The organism is Micromonospora sp. NPDC047730 (assembly GCF_043204765.1).
In the GTDB taxonomy this organism is placed as follows: Bacteria; Actinomycetota; Actinomycetes; order Mycobacteriales; family Micromonosporaceae; genus Micromonospora.
This window is the reverse complement of sequence record NZ_JBIDCU010000010.1, coordinates 156,732-171,507: the sequence shown is the minus strand read 5'-3', so window position 1 is coordinate 171,507 and position 14,776 is coordinate 156,732. Positions and strand designations below refer to the sequence as shown.

Sequence of the window (14,776 nt, the reverse complement as noted above, 5' to 3'; positions counted from 1 at the left end):
GCGGACGGCCGGGACCGGTTCGCCGGCCCGGCCGCCCGCCTGGCGGCCGCAGCAGCCACCTCGACGGCGCGGGTCGCCGTTCGCGTTGAAGCCCAGCGGCAGGCCGGTCCGACGACCCCGAGCCGTCGGCCCGGCCCGCCACGCTCGGATCACACCGTCACGCGGACACGTGCGCCACCCCGGGCCGTCCGCTCTGCACGTAGACGCTCGCCCGCGTCGACACCGGCGCGCCCGGCGCGTTGACGAACGGCACCACCCGGTAGTCGGTGCGCATCTCGTCACGGCCCAGGTGGCACATCTGGTACCCACGCTGGGAGTTGTGGAACTTCATGTGCGGGTTCTCGGCCAGCCAGGTCACGCCGAGGCTGTCGTGGTCGGTCCCGTTGCCGCCCGAGCTGATCGACGTGCCGAGGAACTCGGTGCCGATCGTCCGCGACCCCGGGTCGGAGAAGTCCAGCTTGAGATCGGCGGCCACGCTGCGGTGGGCGTCACCGGTGACGACGAGGAAGTTCTCGACGTTCCGCTCCGCCACGCCGTCGAAGAGCCGCTGGCGTGCGGCGGCGTACCCGTCCCAGGTGTCCATGCCGTACCGCTCGTCCGGGCCTGCGGTGTGGTCGGCCTCCATGGCGAAGATCTGGTTGCCGAGCACGTTCCACCGTGCGGTGGACGCGGCGAGCCCGGCCAGCAGCCATGCCTCCTGCTCGGCGCCGAGCATCTGCCGCTTCGGGTCCCAGCGCAGCGACGCGTCGGTGAGCTGCCGGTCACGGAACCGCCGGGTGTCGAGCACGTCGAGCTGCAGCAGGTCGCCGAACCGCAGGCGCCGGTAGACCTGCATCTCCGGGCCCTGCGGCATCGACGACGCCCGCAGGGGAAGGTTCTCGTAGTACGCCTGGTACGCGGCGGCCCGGCGGAGCCGGAACACGGCTGGGTCCTGGTCCGGCTCGGTGTCCGGCTGGGAGTGGTCGCCGGCCCAGTTGTTCTCCACGTCGTGGTCGTCCGGCGCCACCACCCAGGGCGCGGCGGCGTGCGCGGCCTGCAACGACGGGTCGAGCTTGTACTGGGCGTACCGGATCCGGTAGTCGGTCAGGGAGAACGTCTCGACGGCCGGGTAGTGGGCGCGGCCGATCGAGCCGGCGCCGCCGCCCTCATAGATGTAGTCGCCGAGATGGACGACGAGGTCCATGTTCTCGCGGGCCATGTGCTCGAACGCGGTGAAGTAGCCATCGGTGTAGGCCTGGCAGCTCGCGAACGCGAAGCTCAGCGACTGGAGCGCGGTCCCGGGGCGCGGTGCGGTGCGGGTACGGCCCACCGGGCTGACCTGGTCGGCGATCCGGAACCGGTACCAGTACCCGCGGTCCGGCCGCAGGCCGTGCACCTCGGCGTGCACCGAGTACCCCCAGTCGGCCGTGGCGCGTTCGACGCCGCGACGCACCACCCGGTGGAAGTTCTCGTCCTCCGCCATCTCCCACCGCACCAGGACGGGGCGATCAGGCATCCCGCCGAGCCCGTCGAGGGCGAGCGGGTCCGGTGCCAGGCGGGTCCAGAGCACAACACCGTCGGACGTCGGGTCGCCGGACGCCACACCGAGCGTGAACACGTAGCCTGGCAGGGCGACCCGGCTGTCCGAGGCGGTGGACGTCGCGGAAGCCGGCTCGGCGGCGAGGACCGCCGCGCCCGCGGCGATACCGCCCAGAGCGAGAAAGCGACGTCGGGGCAGCATGAGTGGGGATTGTGACATGAGGCGTTGCCTTCCGGACAGGTCGGGCATCTGTTCCTCGACATCCCAACGGCCCGGCCTGACGCTCCCGGGAACGAGTGGTGAACGGAACGCATTCTGATGTGGGGATTTCTGGTCACGTCGCTCGCCAAGCGGTGACAGCCGACAACGGTCGCGCAACGTTCTCGTGTCGGTGGTCGGTCGCCGCTGGAGGATCGAGGAATCGCTCCAAGCCGCGAAGACCTGCCCTCGGACGGGATTCGGGTCCGCCGTTCGGCTAGTGGGGCGCGCCGAGAGGGCCAGCGATCCTCGGCCGATTTCTGTATGGTGCCCGCCATGATCCGCACGCCCACACTTACCGCCGCCGCTGTCGTACTGCTCGTCCTGACCGGATGCGGCGAAGACGGAGACAGCAGCACCTCTCCTGCGTCGGCACCGAACACGCCCGCCCTGCTTGCGTGCAGCGACCTCTTCAAACCAGGTCAGAAGATCGAACAAGCGGAGGCCGAACGCGGATGTGTCGACCGTGCTGGCGGCGTCCACGTCGTCGGGGGATTCCGTTGCGACGACGGCCGCGACCTGTGGGTGACGGACTCCTCGACGGGCGCGCCGGCCGGGTGGGGGTTCGGTGACGGCGAGTTCGTTGCGGTGCAGGACGCGGCGAGCGAATCCGGCTTCCGGAAGGCATACCAAAGCTGCAAGCCGTAGCACCGCAAGCAACACCATGCATCCGCTGACCGAGGGCGTCACCGTCGTGGTGACGCCCTCGGCACCCTGGTGGCGGTACATGCCGCTGTCCATCGACCAACAGCTGGGGCCCGGCCGGGCCGGCCGGGCGGACTGCGCGGAGCTGAAGCTCTGGCGCCTTCGCGGTTACCGTGAGGGCTGTCGCCAAGAGAAGGAGGCACGGACATGACGGAGCGGCATCCCGCGCTCGCGCGACTCGACGCGCTCGTCGGCCGGTGGACGGTGCAGCCGAAGGTCCACGGCCTCGGTGCCGGGTGGACGAACTTCTCCTGGGTCGAGGACGGCAAGTTCCTGCGGCAGTTCTCCGACGCCGAGCCGCCGCCGGCCAGCGCACCGCAAGCCTGGCGAGAGAACAACCCGTTGCCCACGACGTCGCTGATCGGGCTCGACGACGCGGGCGAGGAGTTCACCATGCTGTACACCGACGCGCGCGGCGTGCATCGGGTCTACCGGATGTCCTTCGCCGACGGCGTCTGGCGGCTGACGCGGGACGCCCCCGGCTTCAACGTGGCCTAGCGAGGAATCCCGGTCCTTCAGGGCCAGGAGGAATCGCGTCACGAGCCTGGACGTTTCTGGTTCTCGATGTACTCGCGGATGACGGCTATGGGTGCCCCACCGCACGATCCAGCGAAGTACGACGGCGACCACAGGTGGCCGTGCATGATGTGCCGGTTGATCCGGCCGGTGAACTCCTGCCGAAGGTAGTGCGCGGAGACGCCCTTGAGCCTGTTGACCAGGGTCGATATCGGTAGCTTCGGCGGGTAGTGGACGAGGAGGTGGACGTGGTCGTCTTCGCCGTTGAACTCCCGCAGTTCCGCACCGAGCTTGGCGCACACGTCAGCCATGATGTGCCCGCACCGGGTGAGCATGGCGTCATCGAGCACGTCCCGCCGATACTTGGTGACGAAGACAAGATGCACGTGCAGGTTGTGCACGACGCTCCGACCGCGGCGGACATTCGGATCTGGGGTCCATCGGGGTGACATAGACAAGAATGCTAGATTGTGGACGTGAAAATTGTTGTGCAGGTCCGCCTGTTCCCCAACGCTGGCCAGGAGGCGGCGTTGCGGAACACGCTGAGCCTGTGCAACAAGGCCGCCAATTTCGCCTCGATGGAGGCGTTCCAGCGGCGAATCCACGCGAAGCAGGCGCTCCAGCGGCTTACCTACGGCCGCTTGAAGGCCCTGGGCTTGTCGGCTCAGCCGGCGATCCATGTTGCCCGTAAGGTCGCCGGCGCGTACGCCACCCTGAACGCCAACATTCGTGCCGGTAATCTCGGTAAGCCCGGGTCGAAACGCCGCCGCAACGCCGAGGCGAAGCCGATCGGATTCCGTCGGGACGCCGCGCAGCCGTTCGACGACCGCTGTCTGTCCTGGCAGATGCGCTCCCGCACGGTCTCCATCTGGACCATCGCGGGGCGGCAGGCCGGTATCCGATTCGGCTGCTCCGCGCAGCAGTACGCGGTGCTGTCCGCCCACCGCAAGGGCGAATCCGATCTGGTGCACCGTGACGGCAAGTGGTACCTGTACGCCACCTGCGACATCCCTGATGTTGAGGTGAAGGAGCCTGACGGGTTCCTCGGCGTCGACCTGGGCATCGCGAACATCGCCACCACCAACGACGGGACCCGGCACTGCGGCAAGGGTTTGAACCGGGTGCGTCACCGTAACCAGCGGCTACGGGCCAAACTCCAGCGCATCGGCACCAAATCGGCCAAACGGCTGTTGAAGGCCCGCCGCCGCAAGGAAGCCCGGTTCGCGGCCGACACCAACCATCGCATCGCCAAGCAGATCGTGACCGAGGCCGAACGCACCGACCGCGGCATCGCCCTGGAGAACCTCACGGGCATCCGCGACCGGGTACGGCTCCGACGGCCCCAGCGGGTCACACTGCACACGTGGGCGTTCCACCAACTCGGCCAGTTCATCGCCTACAAAGCAGCCCGGGTCGGGCTGGCCCTCGTCCACGTCGACCCGGCGTACACCTCGCAGGGCTGCTCCACCTGCGGGCACACCACCAAAGCCAACCGCCCCAACCAATCCACCTTCCGATGCACGTCCTGCGGCTTCGCTGAGCACGCCGACGTGAACGCAGCCCGCAACATCGCCACACGCGGTGCTACGGACTGGGCAGCAGTCAGCCTGCCGAACGCGGCGTGACCGATACAGCCAGCATCGAACACGATCTGCAAGCTCGGCCCCTTCAAGGCCGAGAAGCTGACCCAACGCTTCACCTGCACGCTCAGCCCGGATGGCGACACCATCGACGGGCAATGGGAGACGTCCGAGAACGGTGTCGACTGGCGGCTCGACTTCGAGCTGACCTATCGCCGCTGACCGAGCCAGCCGAGCCCCCTCGCCTCCTGGCTCGGTTCGCCTCGACCTCGACCGACCGGGCTTCGTCAAGCTGGTCTTGTGCAGGTAGAGCGGTTCGCCGGCGTCCGAAGCCATCCGGCGGAAGCCACCGCCTCGGCTACTCGCGTGGCTACTCGGCTACGCGGTCGGCGCTTCGGACAGGTTGCGGTCGATGTGGTCGGCGTGGAACAGGGCCTGCCGAAGTAGCCGCCGAACGTGCTCGTCGGCGGCGGAGTAGTAGACGAACGTTCCCTCGCGACGTCCCTTGACCAGCCCGGCGAGGCGGAGCTTGGCCAGGTGCTGACTGACTGCCGTGGGGGCCGCTCCGGCCAGTTCAGCGAGGCAGGCGACGGACGATTCGCCCTGCAAGAGCGCCCAGAGGACCTTGATCCGGGTGGGGTCGGCCAGGAGCCGGAACGTCTCGGCCGCCAGATGCACCTGCTCCTCGTTGGGCATGTCGAAGTCGGGCAGCGACGTGTGCATGGCCTGAGCATACCGACCATCCCACTGCTTGCGTATCTGCGTAACTGCGCACATAAGATGCCTGGGTGACGACGAGCGTTGAGAACCCGTCTACCGCCCAGCCCGTGCATCCGGTCCCGACGCGTCGAGCTGGCCAGCGGCGGACTGCCCTGTGGTCGCTGCCGGAGGTCCGCTCGGCTGTCGCAGCGACCGGCCTGTTCGGGCTGGGTCTGCTGACCCAACTGTCCCCCGCTCCGAGCTGGGCGTGGTGGGCGTTGTACCTGGCCTGCTACGTCGCTGGCGGGTGGGAGCCGGGCTGGGCGGCCCTGCGGGCGCTGCGCGAGCGCAAGCTCGACGTTGACCTGCTGATGGTCCTGGCGGCGGTCGGCGCGGCGTCCATCGGGCAGGTTCTCGACGGGGCGTTGCTCATCGTCATCTTCGCCATCTCCGGCGCGCTGGAAGCTGTCGCCACCAAACGCACAGAGGACTCCGTCAGCGGCCTGCTCGACCTCGCGCCCGACACAGCCACCCGCCTCACCGCGACCGGTCAGGAGACCGTCGAAGCCGCCGACCTGCAGGTGGGAGACGTCATCCTGGTTCGCCCCGGCGAGCGGATCGGCGCCGACGGCGACGTCACCCACGGCGCGAGCGAGGTCGACCAGGCCACCATTACCGGCGAGCCGCTGCCCGTGGACAAGCATCCCGGTGACGAGGTGTTCGCCGGCACCCTCAACGGCACGGGTGCGCTCCGCGTCCGCGTGACCCGTCCGGCCGGCGACACGGTCATCGCCCGGATCGTCGCCATGGTCGCCGAGGCCAGCGCGACGAAAGCCCGCGTGCAGCTGTTCATCGAAAAGATCGAACAGCGCTACTCCGTGGGCATGGTCGCCGCCACGATCGCCCTGTTCGTGATCCCGTTGGCGCTGGGTGCCGAGCTCCAACCGACGCTGCTGCGCGCAATGACCTTCATGATCGTCGCCTCCCCGTGCGCGGTGGTGCTGGCCACCATGCCGCCGCTGCTGTCCGCGATCGCCAACGCCGGCCGGCACGGCGTGCTGGTCAAGTCCGCCGTGGTGATGGAACAACTCGCCACCGCCACGCGGATCGCTTTCGACAAGACCGGCACCCTCACCGAAGGCACCCCGCACCTGACCGACATCCGGCTCCTGCCCCACGCCAGCCTCACCGAAGACCAACTGCTGGCCCTGACCGCCGCTGCCGAAAGCTCGTCTGAGCATCCCCTCGCCCGCGCTGTGGTCGCAGCCGCCCGCGATGCGCAGCTCCCGCTACCCCCGTCGGACGCCTTCACCTCGACTCCCGGGCGCGGCGTCACCGCCCACGTCGATGGCTACCAGGTCGACGTCGGCAGCCCCGTCGGACTCCTCAAGAGCCATGACGACCCACTACGCGCCATCGTCGACGAGCTGGAGCAGGCGGGTCGAACAGCGGTCGTGGTCCAGGTCGATGGCGAACCGGTCGGCGTGTTGGGCCTCGCCGACAAGCTCCGCGCAGACGCCGCCGCAACGGTCGCGCAACTCACCGTTGTGACCGGGGCGCGCCCGCTGCTCCTGACCGGCGACAACGAACGCGCCGCCCGACGGCTCGCCGGCGAGGTCGGCATCACCGACGTTCGCGCCGGCCTGCTCCCCCAGGACAAGGTCACCGCGGTGCGCGAACTGGAAAACCACGGCGACCGCGTGATCCTGGTGGGCGACGGCGTCAACGACGCCCCCGCCCTGGCCGCCGCCCACGCCGGCATCGCCATGGGACGCACCGGCGCCGACCTCGCGCTCGACACCGCCGACACCGTCATCACCCGCGACGAACTCGCCACCCTGCCCGCCGTCATCCAACTGGCCCGCCGCGCCCGCCGGCTCGTCCTCGCGAACCTCGCCATCGCCGGAACCTTCATCGCCGTCCTGGTCGCCTGGGACCTCATCGGCACCCTGCCCCTGCCGCTCGGCGTGGCCGGCCACGAAGGCTCCACCATCATCGTCGGCCTCAACGGGCTCCGCCTGCTCCGCCGCGCCGCCTGGAAGCGGGCAGCTCGCACCGTCAGCGGTTCTGTGCCGGTGCGGCGATACCCTCCTCGATGGCCAGCCGGGTCAGCTCCGGCCGCCGACGGCGCCCCGTCTTCTCCCGGATCCGGTCGAGGTGGGATCGGACGGTACGGACGCTGATCGCCAACGCCTCCGCGATGTCCTGGTCCCGTTCGCCGGCTGCCAGCAGCGACAGCACCTGACGTTCCCGGTCGGACAACGGCACCCGGTACAGCGGCTGCCGTCCCCGGGACGAGTCCAGCAGGATCGAGGCCAGGGTCGGCGACACGTAGGTGTTGCCGGCGGCGATCTCCCGTACCGCCCGGAGGATCTCGTCGGCGTCGGCGTCCTTGGTCAGGTAGCCACGGGCCCCGGCGGCGATCGCCCCGAGCACGTCGGACTGGTCACCGTGCGCGGACACCACCAGCACCCGGTGGCCCATCCCGGTGACCGCGACCACCGCCGCCGCGTCGCGTACCCCCGGCAGCCGCAGATCGAGGATCGCCACTCCCCCGCCGGGCTGCCGGTACGCCGCGAACTCCTCCACCGACTTGGCGGTCACCCTGACCTGGACATCCGGTGCGTCCCCGAGCGCCCGGACCAGCGCGGCCCGATAGAGGGGGTGGTCCTCCACCACCGACACCTCGATCGTCGGCACGCCGGTCACCGGGGCTCCCCCGCGCCGGCGGCCGGGGTGGTGACGCCCGGCGTGGCTGGCCGTCGGGCGGCGGCCGGGTCCAGCACGGGGCCGACGGGGAACAGCGCCAGCACGGTCGGTGGCACCGGCGTGGGCCGAACCGTCCCGTACCCGAGCGCCTTGAGCGCGTCGCCGTCCGGAACCGGATACCGTACGCCCTGGTCGGTGAGGAGGAAGACGGTGCCGAGGGCGGCCTGCGGCGTCGGTCGCTCGCGCACCACCGCGGCCCGGCCGGCCGGTACGAACACTCTGTCGGCCCGCGTGCCACCGCCGGCTGCCAACGGCTCCGCCCCGGCCGGCACGCCGGTGGTGGCGCCCAGCCTGACCACCGCCCGATCGCCGTCCACCGTCGCGCACACCGCGGCCCCTTCCTGGGGCGCCTCGGCGGGCGGGGCGAGTCGGGCCGGATAGTCGGCGGCCTTACCGGCCACCGGCCGCGACTGCGCCACGTCGGCCGGCGTCACCGGAATCTCGCGCGCCGCGCCACCCGGGTACGCCGCGCGGTTGGCCGGATTGCCGAGCACCAGCGCCGCCTCGGTCTGCCCGATCGGCAGCAGTCCGTCGGCGTGGACCAGGTAGTAGCGGGGTTCGGTGCCGACGGTCGTGGCGGCGAGCACCTGGCCGACCCGGGTGCTCCGGTCGCCGATCCGGGGCCCCGCGGCGCCTACCCCCGCCACCGTGATCAGTCGCAGGTCCGGGCCAGCGATCACCGCGCTCAGCCAGGCCGCGCTGACCGGCAGCGGGCGTACCGCGTCGTAGCCGAGGGCTACCGCCGTGGCCGGGTCGGTGATCCGGTGCCGGCGACCGGCCACCAACGCGTGCTCGGTGCCGTCCGGGCCGGCGACCAGCAACGCGGTCGCCGCGTCCACCTCGACGCCCACCGGCGGAACCCCGGCCAGCGCCGTGGTGACCGGCGCGGTGCCCGCCGGCCGGCCGTCGGCGGTCTGCGCACAGACGGTGAACGGCCCCGTCGTCAGCCGATCCCGGCCCGGCAACGACGGCGGCGCGCCGGGTATCCCGAGCGGGACGCCGCGCGGGGCACGCGCCAGCGACTTGCTCGACACCCGGCTGGTGGCGGTGCCGTCACCGCCCGCGAGCAGCCGCGCGGAGGCGTAGTTGAGCATCGGGTGCAGCAGCCCGTCGGTGCCCATCACGTACGCAGCTCCGGTGTCCTTGTCGAGCACCACCTGGCCGGGCTTGCGCCAGTCGGTGTTCGCCCCGGGCCGCAGAAAGCCGTACACACCGAAGCCGGCGGTCACCAACAGGGCGACCGCCGCGCCGAGCGCGCACCCGATGACCAGACGGCGACTCGGCGACACCGGGTGGTTGGCGTCACCGACCTGCAGCGCCGAGACGAGCCGGCGGCGAAGGAACTGGTACGCCTGTAGTTGGTCCCGCTGTGTCCACATCAGTTCGTCCCCGCCATGGTGCGGTGCACGCCCGGTGCACTAGAACTACGGATAGAAGGTACGGATCGCCGACGAGATCGAGCCCAAGGAGCCGAGCCATGCCGCCAGCCGCACCGGCCACCGCACCGCCCCTCGATTCCACACAGCAGCGGAGTGCGCCGCCGATGCCCGTACCACCGGTGGGACCGCGCACACTGCGCGGGCTCGGCGTCGGCCGGCTGATGCTCTGGCAGACCGCGGTGCTGGGTGCGGTCGCGGCCGGCGGGCCGTCCGACGCGGCCGGCGGCACGCTCACCGGGGTGGCGGCGGGCGTGGTGCTCGCTACCGGGGTGCGCTGGCGCGGCCGGTGGCTGTCCGACTGGGTGGTGGTCCGGCACCGGTTCCGGCGCCGCGCCGGAAATGCCCTGCCGGCCCTGCCCGGCCTGCGGACCCGGACCGACGCGGACCGGGCGGGTAACCGGATCGGGTTGGCCGGTGACGGCACTTCGTGGAGCGCGCTGCTGCGCGTCGAACCCGACGGTGACCTCGACGACCTGCTGCGCCGGCTGCTGTCCCGCTACGACGACCCCGATCTGCCGCTGGCCGGCGCGCAACTGGTCGACTGGACCTCGCCCGGCACCGGCAACGCGGCGCGCTGGATCGCCATCCGGCTCGACCCCGAGACGGCCACCCGGGCGGTACGGGCCCGCGGTGGCGGCCGAATCGGCGCGGTACGTGCCGCGGGCACCGCCGCGCTGCGGCTCGCCGCCGAGCTGCGCGCCGGCGGGCACCAGGTCACCGCGCTCGACGGCGGTCAACTGCGCGACGCGTGGGCCGCCGTGCTCGGTGTCGATCCGCGGCGCGCGGACGATCCGGGCACCGAGACCTGGCACTACTGGTCGCTGGGCATGCTGCACCAGGTCTGCTTCCGGCCACGCCGAGCCGCCCGGAGCCTGAGCGAGACAGCCGCGCTGCTTCGCCGGCACGCCGCCACACCGGCGCTGGTCAGTGCCGTGTCGGTACGGTGGGACCGGCAACGCGGCGGCGGCACCCGCAGCACGGCGCTGATCCGGCTCGGGGTGCCCGCCGGACCAGCCCGGGAGGCGGTCGCCGAGGCGGTCGGGAAGGCCACCGCCGGCTTCGACCGGGATCTGGTCCCACTGGACGGGGCGCATGCCGAGGCGGCCTGGGCCACGCTGCCGCTGGCTGGCCTGCCAGTGGGTTAGCCGCCCCATGCGCGTGCCGCGCCGTAGATGTCGAGCACCGCGCCCGCCACCGGCACCAGACTGAGCAGCGCCAGGAACTCGACCACGTCGAGCAGCCGGCCCCAGTACGGCGACGGTGTCTTGGCGGCGGCCCGGACCGCGTACGTCCCGCAGACCACTCCGGTCACCAGGAGCAGCCCGGCGAGGAGCAACCGCGTTCCGGGCCCGCCGGCCAGGCTGGCCCGTGCCGTCAGGCCGAGCACCGACGCGGCACCGGCCAGCAACAGGGCGGCCCGCTGGCCGACGCCGACGTAGGCTCGGGCGCGGAGCAACAGCGCTACGCCGGCCAGACCGGCCAGCGCCCACGCCCAGCGACCACCGCTCCACAGGAGTATCCCGGCGCAACCGGCCACGATGACCGCCAAGCCGCAGAGCAGACCGGTCAGGATCCGTTCGGCGGCCTCGGTGTCCGCGACCACCTCGGGCCCGAGCGTGGGCCGCTCGTCCCCGCGGAACGCCTCCATGTCGGTGGGGACCCCGGGCAGCGGCAGCCGGCCGAGCCGAAGCGCGAGCATCGGCAGCGCCGGACTGGCCACCACGGCCACGCAACAGGTGACCGCCGCGACCGAAGCGGGCGAGGAGGCGGTGAGCAGGTCGGCGAGCGCGCCGAGACTACCCACCGCGGCAGCCACCGCGGCGGCGGCGAACCGCTGCTCCGCCACCACCACGGCGGCCACCGCCGTGTAGAGAGTGGCCGCCGCGCCGGCCAGCGCCAGTCGACTCGCGGTCAGCTCCATCGCCGTGCCCAGGCCACCGATCGCCGCCAGCCCGCCGATCATCGCGGCCGGTACGCCACCGGCGGCCACCGCCGCACCCAGACCTCGCTCGCCGAACGCCCGCGACAACGCTCCGCTGGCGAGCAGCAGTATCAGGGCCAGGATGCCGGAGAGCAGCGCGACGGTCGACGCGGCGAGCCCGCTGAAGCCGACCGCGACCGCGACCGCGGTGAAGGCCAGCGTGGCGACCGCACCGCCGACCTTTCGGGACGCCGCCGCCCGCCACACTCCGGGCCGGTCCGCGGCGGCGCTCGCGATGGCGTCCACCACGTCGTCGAAGAGCATCGGGGTGGCCCGTCGGTCGACCGTGTCCAGGTAGAGCACCTCGCCGTCGCGCACCCCGGCGCCGCTGACGGTGACCGCACCGTCCAACGGCGGCGCGCCGAAACGACGCAGCTCCCAGCCGACCCCGCCGGCCCGATCGGCCCGGTCGGCGTTGGTCGCCAGCAGCCGGACCAGTTGCGGAAGCAGCTCCGCCACCGTGCTCTGGATCGGCAACGACACGTCGAGACGGGCGTGGGGAGCTACCACGGTGACCCGTCGAGGGGCAACCGCAGTGGTCACTGCTGCGCCTCGCCGAGCAGCGGAGCGTACCTCGCCTCGTTGGCCGCCGCCAGCTTGGCCAGGCCGTCGTTCACCGCCTCCAGCACGAGTTGACCGAGGGTGTGCGCGTCGTAGCGGCGCAGCACCTGCGGGTCGATGGTCACCTCGGTGAACCGGCCGTCACCCTTGAGCTTCACGGTGACGTCGCCGTTGCCCGCGTACGCGGTCAGCTCCATCGTCGCCACCGAGCGCTGGATCTCCTCGATCCGCTGTTGCTGCTCACGCACCTGGGCGAGCAGATCCTCGATCGCCGGTTCCATCTGTCGTCTTCCCTCCGGTGTCACCGCTACCCGCCCGTGCCGTGGCCCGCCAGTGGACTACGGCCGCCGCCCCTGCACGTCGTATTGGATCGACTCACGGGTATGAGTCGCAAGGTTTGCGAGATACACGTACTGCGCGGCGGTGGTGTAGGCGTCCATGTAGTCGGCCCGGCCCGGGTCGGCCCGGGCCCACCGTACGGCCTCCTCCGCGGCCGCGCCATGCAGCGCGCCAACCGGTACGGTCGGGGCCGATCCGCCGTTGCGTAGCTCGAAACTGGCGAGGTCGCCGGCCGCCGTGTAGACGGTCCCGTTGCCGGTGAACTGCGGGTGGTGGAACACGTCGGTGGGCACGCTCTGTGGATGCACCGGGGCGGGTGCCTGCAGGGCACCGGTGACGACGTCGGCCGCCTGCCCGAAGGCGAAGCCGGCGAACCCGCCGACCTCCGGCAACTTGCCGACACCGAACCCGACCACGTCCTTGACCGCGTTGGCGATCGCCACCTGCCGGGCGTACGCCTCCTGCGCCGTACGGGTGGCCTGCTCGGCGTCCTGCACGTTGGCGTACCAGATCGCGTTGGCGGCCGCGGCGTTGGTCAGGCCGTCGACGTTGCCGGCGTACCGGCCCGCCTGTTCCATCGGGATCGTGCCGGCGTCGGCCTGGCGCAGCAGGTACTCCTGGTACAGGTCCGCCGCCGCGCTGATCTCGTCACGACCGTCCTGGGTGACCTGACCGAGCATCAGCATGTGCCGGGCGTCGGTGCTGCCCAGGCGCTGCGCCGCCGGATCGGTGTCCAACCCGTCGAGCGGCTGGGCGTACAGATCCAGGTTCGGCACGGTGGCTCGGGCGACCGCCTCGGCGAAGTGCGGGTTCTCCCGCATCGCGGCCAGGGTCTGCGGGTACGACGCCGGGTCGGTCATCGTCTGCGTGAGGTTGACGTAGGCACCGCGGGCCAGGTCGTGCTCGGCGGGATCGGCGGTTCCGGCGCCGATCCAGTCGACGACCCGGCCCGCGGTGCTGCCGTCGTCCGCCCACCCGAAGCCGGCCAGTCGGCGCAGTGTCTCGCCGTCGCTGGCCAGCGCCGCGTCGGCGACGTGGTTCCGGGTGGACACGTCGAGCAGCGTGGTCATCGTCGCATCCACCCGGGGCTTGTCCCAGAGCACCGCGTCGTCGGTCGACACGTAGTACCCGGGCTGGTCGGGGCTGTGCCGGGAGAGGTCGTCCAGCCGCTGGGTGACGTCGGCCATCTCGCCGACCCGACGGGTCACCGCGGCGGAGTAGTCGGCTCCGGCGACGAGATCCCGGTCGGCCGCGCCGGTCAGCTGCGACAGCGCCTCCCACTGGGCGTAGCGGGGCACGTCGAGCCGGTTGGTGTAGACCGTCTCGCCGAGCACCCCGGTCAACGGTGCGCGGCCCGGCGTCGCCGGCACCTCGTGCGTGAAGCCGAACGAGTTGGTGCCGATGTTGGTCTCGGTGGCCGCCGGGGTGTGCACGAGGTCGCGGACCGCGGCAGGCAGGTCGGCCGGGTCCTGCGACAGGGTGAGGATGCCGTTGCCGACGGTCCGCAGCATCTCCTGCCGGTCGGCGGGGGCGAAGCCCGGGGCGGTCTCGCCGAAAATGCCGAACAGACTGGTCTGGTAGCGGTGCTCCGTGGCGTTGACGTAGCCCGGGAGGTCGAACACCCGGTCGCCGAGCGCGCCGTAGAACGAGGTCAGGAAGGCCTTGTCCGCGGCGGACGGTGGTTGGCCGGCGCGTACCCGGTCGGTGATCACGGCGAGTTGCGCCATGCTCTGGCGGAACTGCGTTGGCGAGGCGTCGCCGGCGAGCGCGGCCCGCACCTTCTCTCCCGCCAGACGTCCGTCGGCGCCGGCCGCGGCGGCCGGACCGGCGGCCCCGACCGGGTGCGACCCGCCGAGCTCGGTGGCGACCTGCGCCAGCACCACGCCAAGCCGGTCCCACACCCCGCGCATCGCACCCAACGCCTGCTCACCGATGTTCCGGGCGTGCCCGAGCAGAACGGAGACCTGGCTGCTCGGCACCGCCCCGGCGGCGGCCACCAGCAGCTGGGCGTTGGCTCGGAACCGGGCGATGACCGTGTCGGCGGTGCTCGCGGCGGCCTCCAGGCCGCCGGCTGCGCGTTCCAGCGCGGCGGCGTGCCGGCGCAGCCGCGCCTCGGTGCCGTCCAGCCCGGTGGTGACCCGGCCGGCGGCGGCGCCGAACGCGTCGTACGCCGAGCCGTGCCACTGCGCCGAGAGCCCGGTCCGGCGCCGGACCAGCTCGCCGGAGACGCCCGCCGCCTGGTCGGCGATCGCCAGATAGGAGTGGGCCACGGCCCGCAGCCCGGCCGGGTCGCCGGTCATCTGCCGGCGGTATTCGGCGAGCACCGTGGCGTACCGGGAGAGCAGCCAGGACAGCGCGCCCGACAGATTGACGGTGTGGCCGACCAGAGCGGGAGAGACGCCGGTCATCG

At 71.9% G+C, this 14,776-nt stretch carries 12 protein-coding genes and 1 pseudogene; 5 read left to right on the top strand and 8 right to left on the bottom strand.

Translation table 11 applies throughout. The annotated features are described in order from the left end of the window. Positions 1 to 157: 157 nt before the first annotated feature. Positions 158 to 1,720 (bottom strand): alkaline phosphatase D family protein, encoded by a 1,563-nt coding sequence (locus tag ACGF5G_RS23095; RefSeq protein WP_393265920.1) that lies wholly within the window; start codon positions 1,718 to 1,720, stop codon positions 158 to 160. 333 nt (positions 1,721 to 2,053) lie between these two features. On the opposite strand from ACGF5G_RS23095, the gene ACGF5G_RS23090 reads away from it, so the two are divergent. Continuing rightward, positions 2,054 to 2,425 carry a hypothetical protein gene (locus tag ACGF5G_RS23090; RefSeq protein ID WP_393265918.1) on the top strand — a complete coding sequence of 124 codons (372 nt, stop codon included), beginning with the start codon at positions 2,054 to 2,056 and terminating at the stop codon, positions 2,423 to 2,425. A 204-nt stretch (positions 2,426 to 2,629) separates the two neighbouring features. Continuing rightward, positions 2,630 to 2,980, top strand: a complete 351-nt coding sequence (locus tag ACGF5G_RS23085; RefSeq protein ID WP_393265916.1) for a hypothetical protein — start codon at positions 2,630 to 2,632, stop codon at positions 2,978 to 2,980. A gap of 38 nt (positions 2,981 to 3,018) precedes the next feature. Here the strand turns inward: ACGF5G_RS23085 and tnpA are convergent, their stop codons facing one another. After that, on the bottom strand, positions 3,019 to 3,450 hold the full coding sequence (gene tnpA, locus ACGF5G_RS23080) for an IS200/IS605 family transposase (RefSeq protein ID WP_393265914.1): 432 nt from the start codon (positions 3,448 to 3,450) through the stop codon (positions 3,019 to 3,021). A gap of 24 nt (positions 3,451 to 3,474) precedes the next feature. On the opposite strand from tnpA, the gene ACGF5G_RS23075 reads away from it, so the two are divergent. Continuing rightward, positions 3,475 to 4,623, top strand: coding sequence for an RNA-guided endonuclease InsQ/TnpB family protein (locus ACGF5G_RS23075; RefSeq protein WP_393265912.1), 1,149 nt, complete (start codon positions 3,475 to 3,477; stop codon positions 4,621 to 4,623). A 333-nt stretch (positions 4,624 to 4,956) separates the two neighbouring features. Here ACGF5G_RS23075 and ACGF5G_RS23070 read toward each other — a convergent pair whose 3' ends face one another. Continuing rightward, entirely contained in the window at positions 4,957 to 5,301 is a 345-nt protein-coding gene (locus ACGF5G_RS23070) for a metalloregulator ArsR/SmtB family transcription factor (RefSeq protein ID WP_357458084.1), read from the bottom strand. A gap of 65 nt (positions 5,302 to 5,366) precedes the next feature. On the opposite strand from ACGF5G_RS23070, the gene ACGF5G_RS23065 reads away from it, so the two are divergent. Continuing rightward, entirely contained in the window at positions 5,367 to 7,460 is a 2,094-nt protein-coding gene (locus ACGF5G_RS23065; RefSeq protein ID WP_393265909.1) for a heavy metal translocating P-type ATPase, read from the top strand. Here ACGF5G_RS23065 and ACGF5G_RS23060 read toward each other — a convergent pair. After that, a pseudogene (locus ACGF5G_RS23060) lies at positions 7,435 to 7,953 on the bottom strand (response regulator); the annotation flags it as partial. The gene ACGF5G_RS23065 and the pseudogene ACGF5G_RS23060 overlap by 26 nt on opposite strands. A gap of 29 nt (positions 7,954 to 7,982) precedes the next feature. After that, entirely contained in the window at positions 7,983 to 9,425 is a 1,443-nt protein-coding gene (gene eccB / locus ACGF5G_RS23055; protein ID WP_393265906.1) for a type VII secretion protein EccB, read from the bottom strand. Positions 9,426 to 9,604: 179 nt separating this feature from the next. Between eccB and ACGF5G_RS23050 the strand changes: the two genes are divergently transcribed. After that, positions 9,605 to 10,630, top strand: a complete 1,026-nt coding sequence (locus ACGF5G_RS23050; protein ID WP_393265904.1) for a type VII secretion protein EccE — start codon at positions 9,605 to 9,607, stop codon at positions 10,628 to 10,630. Here ACGF5G_RS23050 and eccD read toward each other — a convergent pair. From eccD to ACGF5G_RS23035, 3 genes are read right to left on the bottom strand one after another with little or no spacing between them, the layout of a single operon-like run. Continuing rightward, positions 10,627 to 11,976 carry a type VII secretion integral membrane protein EccD gene (eccD, locus tag ACGF5G_RS23045; protein ID WP_393266065.1) on the bottom strand — a complete coding sequence of 450 codons (1,350 nt, stop codon included), beginning with the start codon at positions 11,974 to 11,976 and terminating at the stop codon, positions 10,627 to 10,629. The two genes, ACGF5G_RS23050 and eccD, sit on opposite strands and share 4 nt — an antisense overlap. Positions 11,977 to 12,005: 29 nt before the next feature. Continuing rightward, the gene (locus ACGF5G_RS23040; protein ID WP_357692936.1) at positions 12,006 to 12,308 is read right to left on the bottom strand and encodes a YbaB/EbfC family nucleoid-associated protein; all 303 of its coding nucleotides are present in this window, start codon (positions 12,306 to 12,308) and stop codon (positions 12,006 to 12,008) included. A 57-nt stretch (positions 12,309 to 12,365) separates the two neighbouring features. Beyond that, entirely contained in the window at positions 12,366 to 14,774 is a 2,409-nt protein-coding gene (locus ACGF5G_RS23035; RefSeq protein WP_393265901.1) for a WXG100 family type VII secretion target, read from the bottom strand. Positions 14,775 to 14,776 lie beyond the last annotated feature (2 nt).

Excerpts from the sequence above, each read along its gene's own strand:
- ACGF5G_RS23095 (WP_393265920.1), bottom strand. The coding sequence starts at position 1,720 with ATGCTGCCCCGACGTCGCTTTCTCGCTCTGGGCGGTATCGCCGCGGGC.
- ACGF5G_RS23090 (WP_393265918.1), top strand. The coding sequence starts at position 2,054 with ATGATCCGCACGCCCACACTTACCGCCGCCGCTGTCGTACTGCTCGTC.
- ACGF5G_RS23085 (WP_393265916.1), top strand. The coding sequence starts at position 2,630 with ATGACGGAGCGGCATCCCGCGCTCGCGCGACTCGACGCGCTCGTCGGC.
- tnpA (WP_393265914.1), bottom strand. The coding sequence starts at position 3,450 with ATGTCACCCCGATGGACCCCAGATCCGAATGTCCGCCGCGGTCGGAGC.
- ACGF5G_RS23070 (WP_357458084.1), bottom strand. The coding sequence starts at position 5,301 with ATGCACACGTCGCTGCCCGACTTCGACATGCCCAACGAGGAGCAGGTG.
- eccB (WP_393265906.1), bottom strand. The coding sequence starts at position 9,425 with ATGTGGACACAGCGGGACCAACTACAGGCGTACCAGTTCCTTCGCCGC.
- ACGF5G_RS23040 (WP_357692936.1), bottom strand. The coding sequence starts at position 12,308 with ATGGAACCGGCGATCGAGGATCTGCTCGCCCAGGTGCGTGAGCAGCAA.
- ACGF5G_RS23035 (WP_393265901.1), bottom strand. The coding sequence starts at position 14,774 with ATGACCGGCGTCTCTCCCGCTCTGGTCGGCCACACCGTCAATCTGTCG.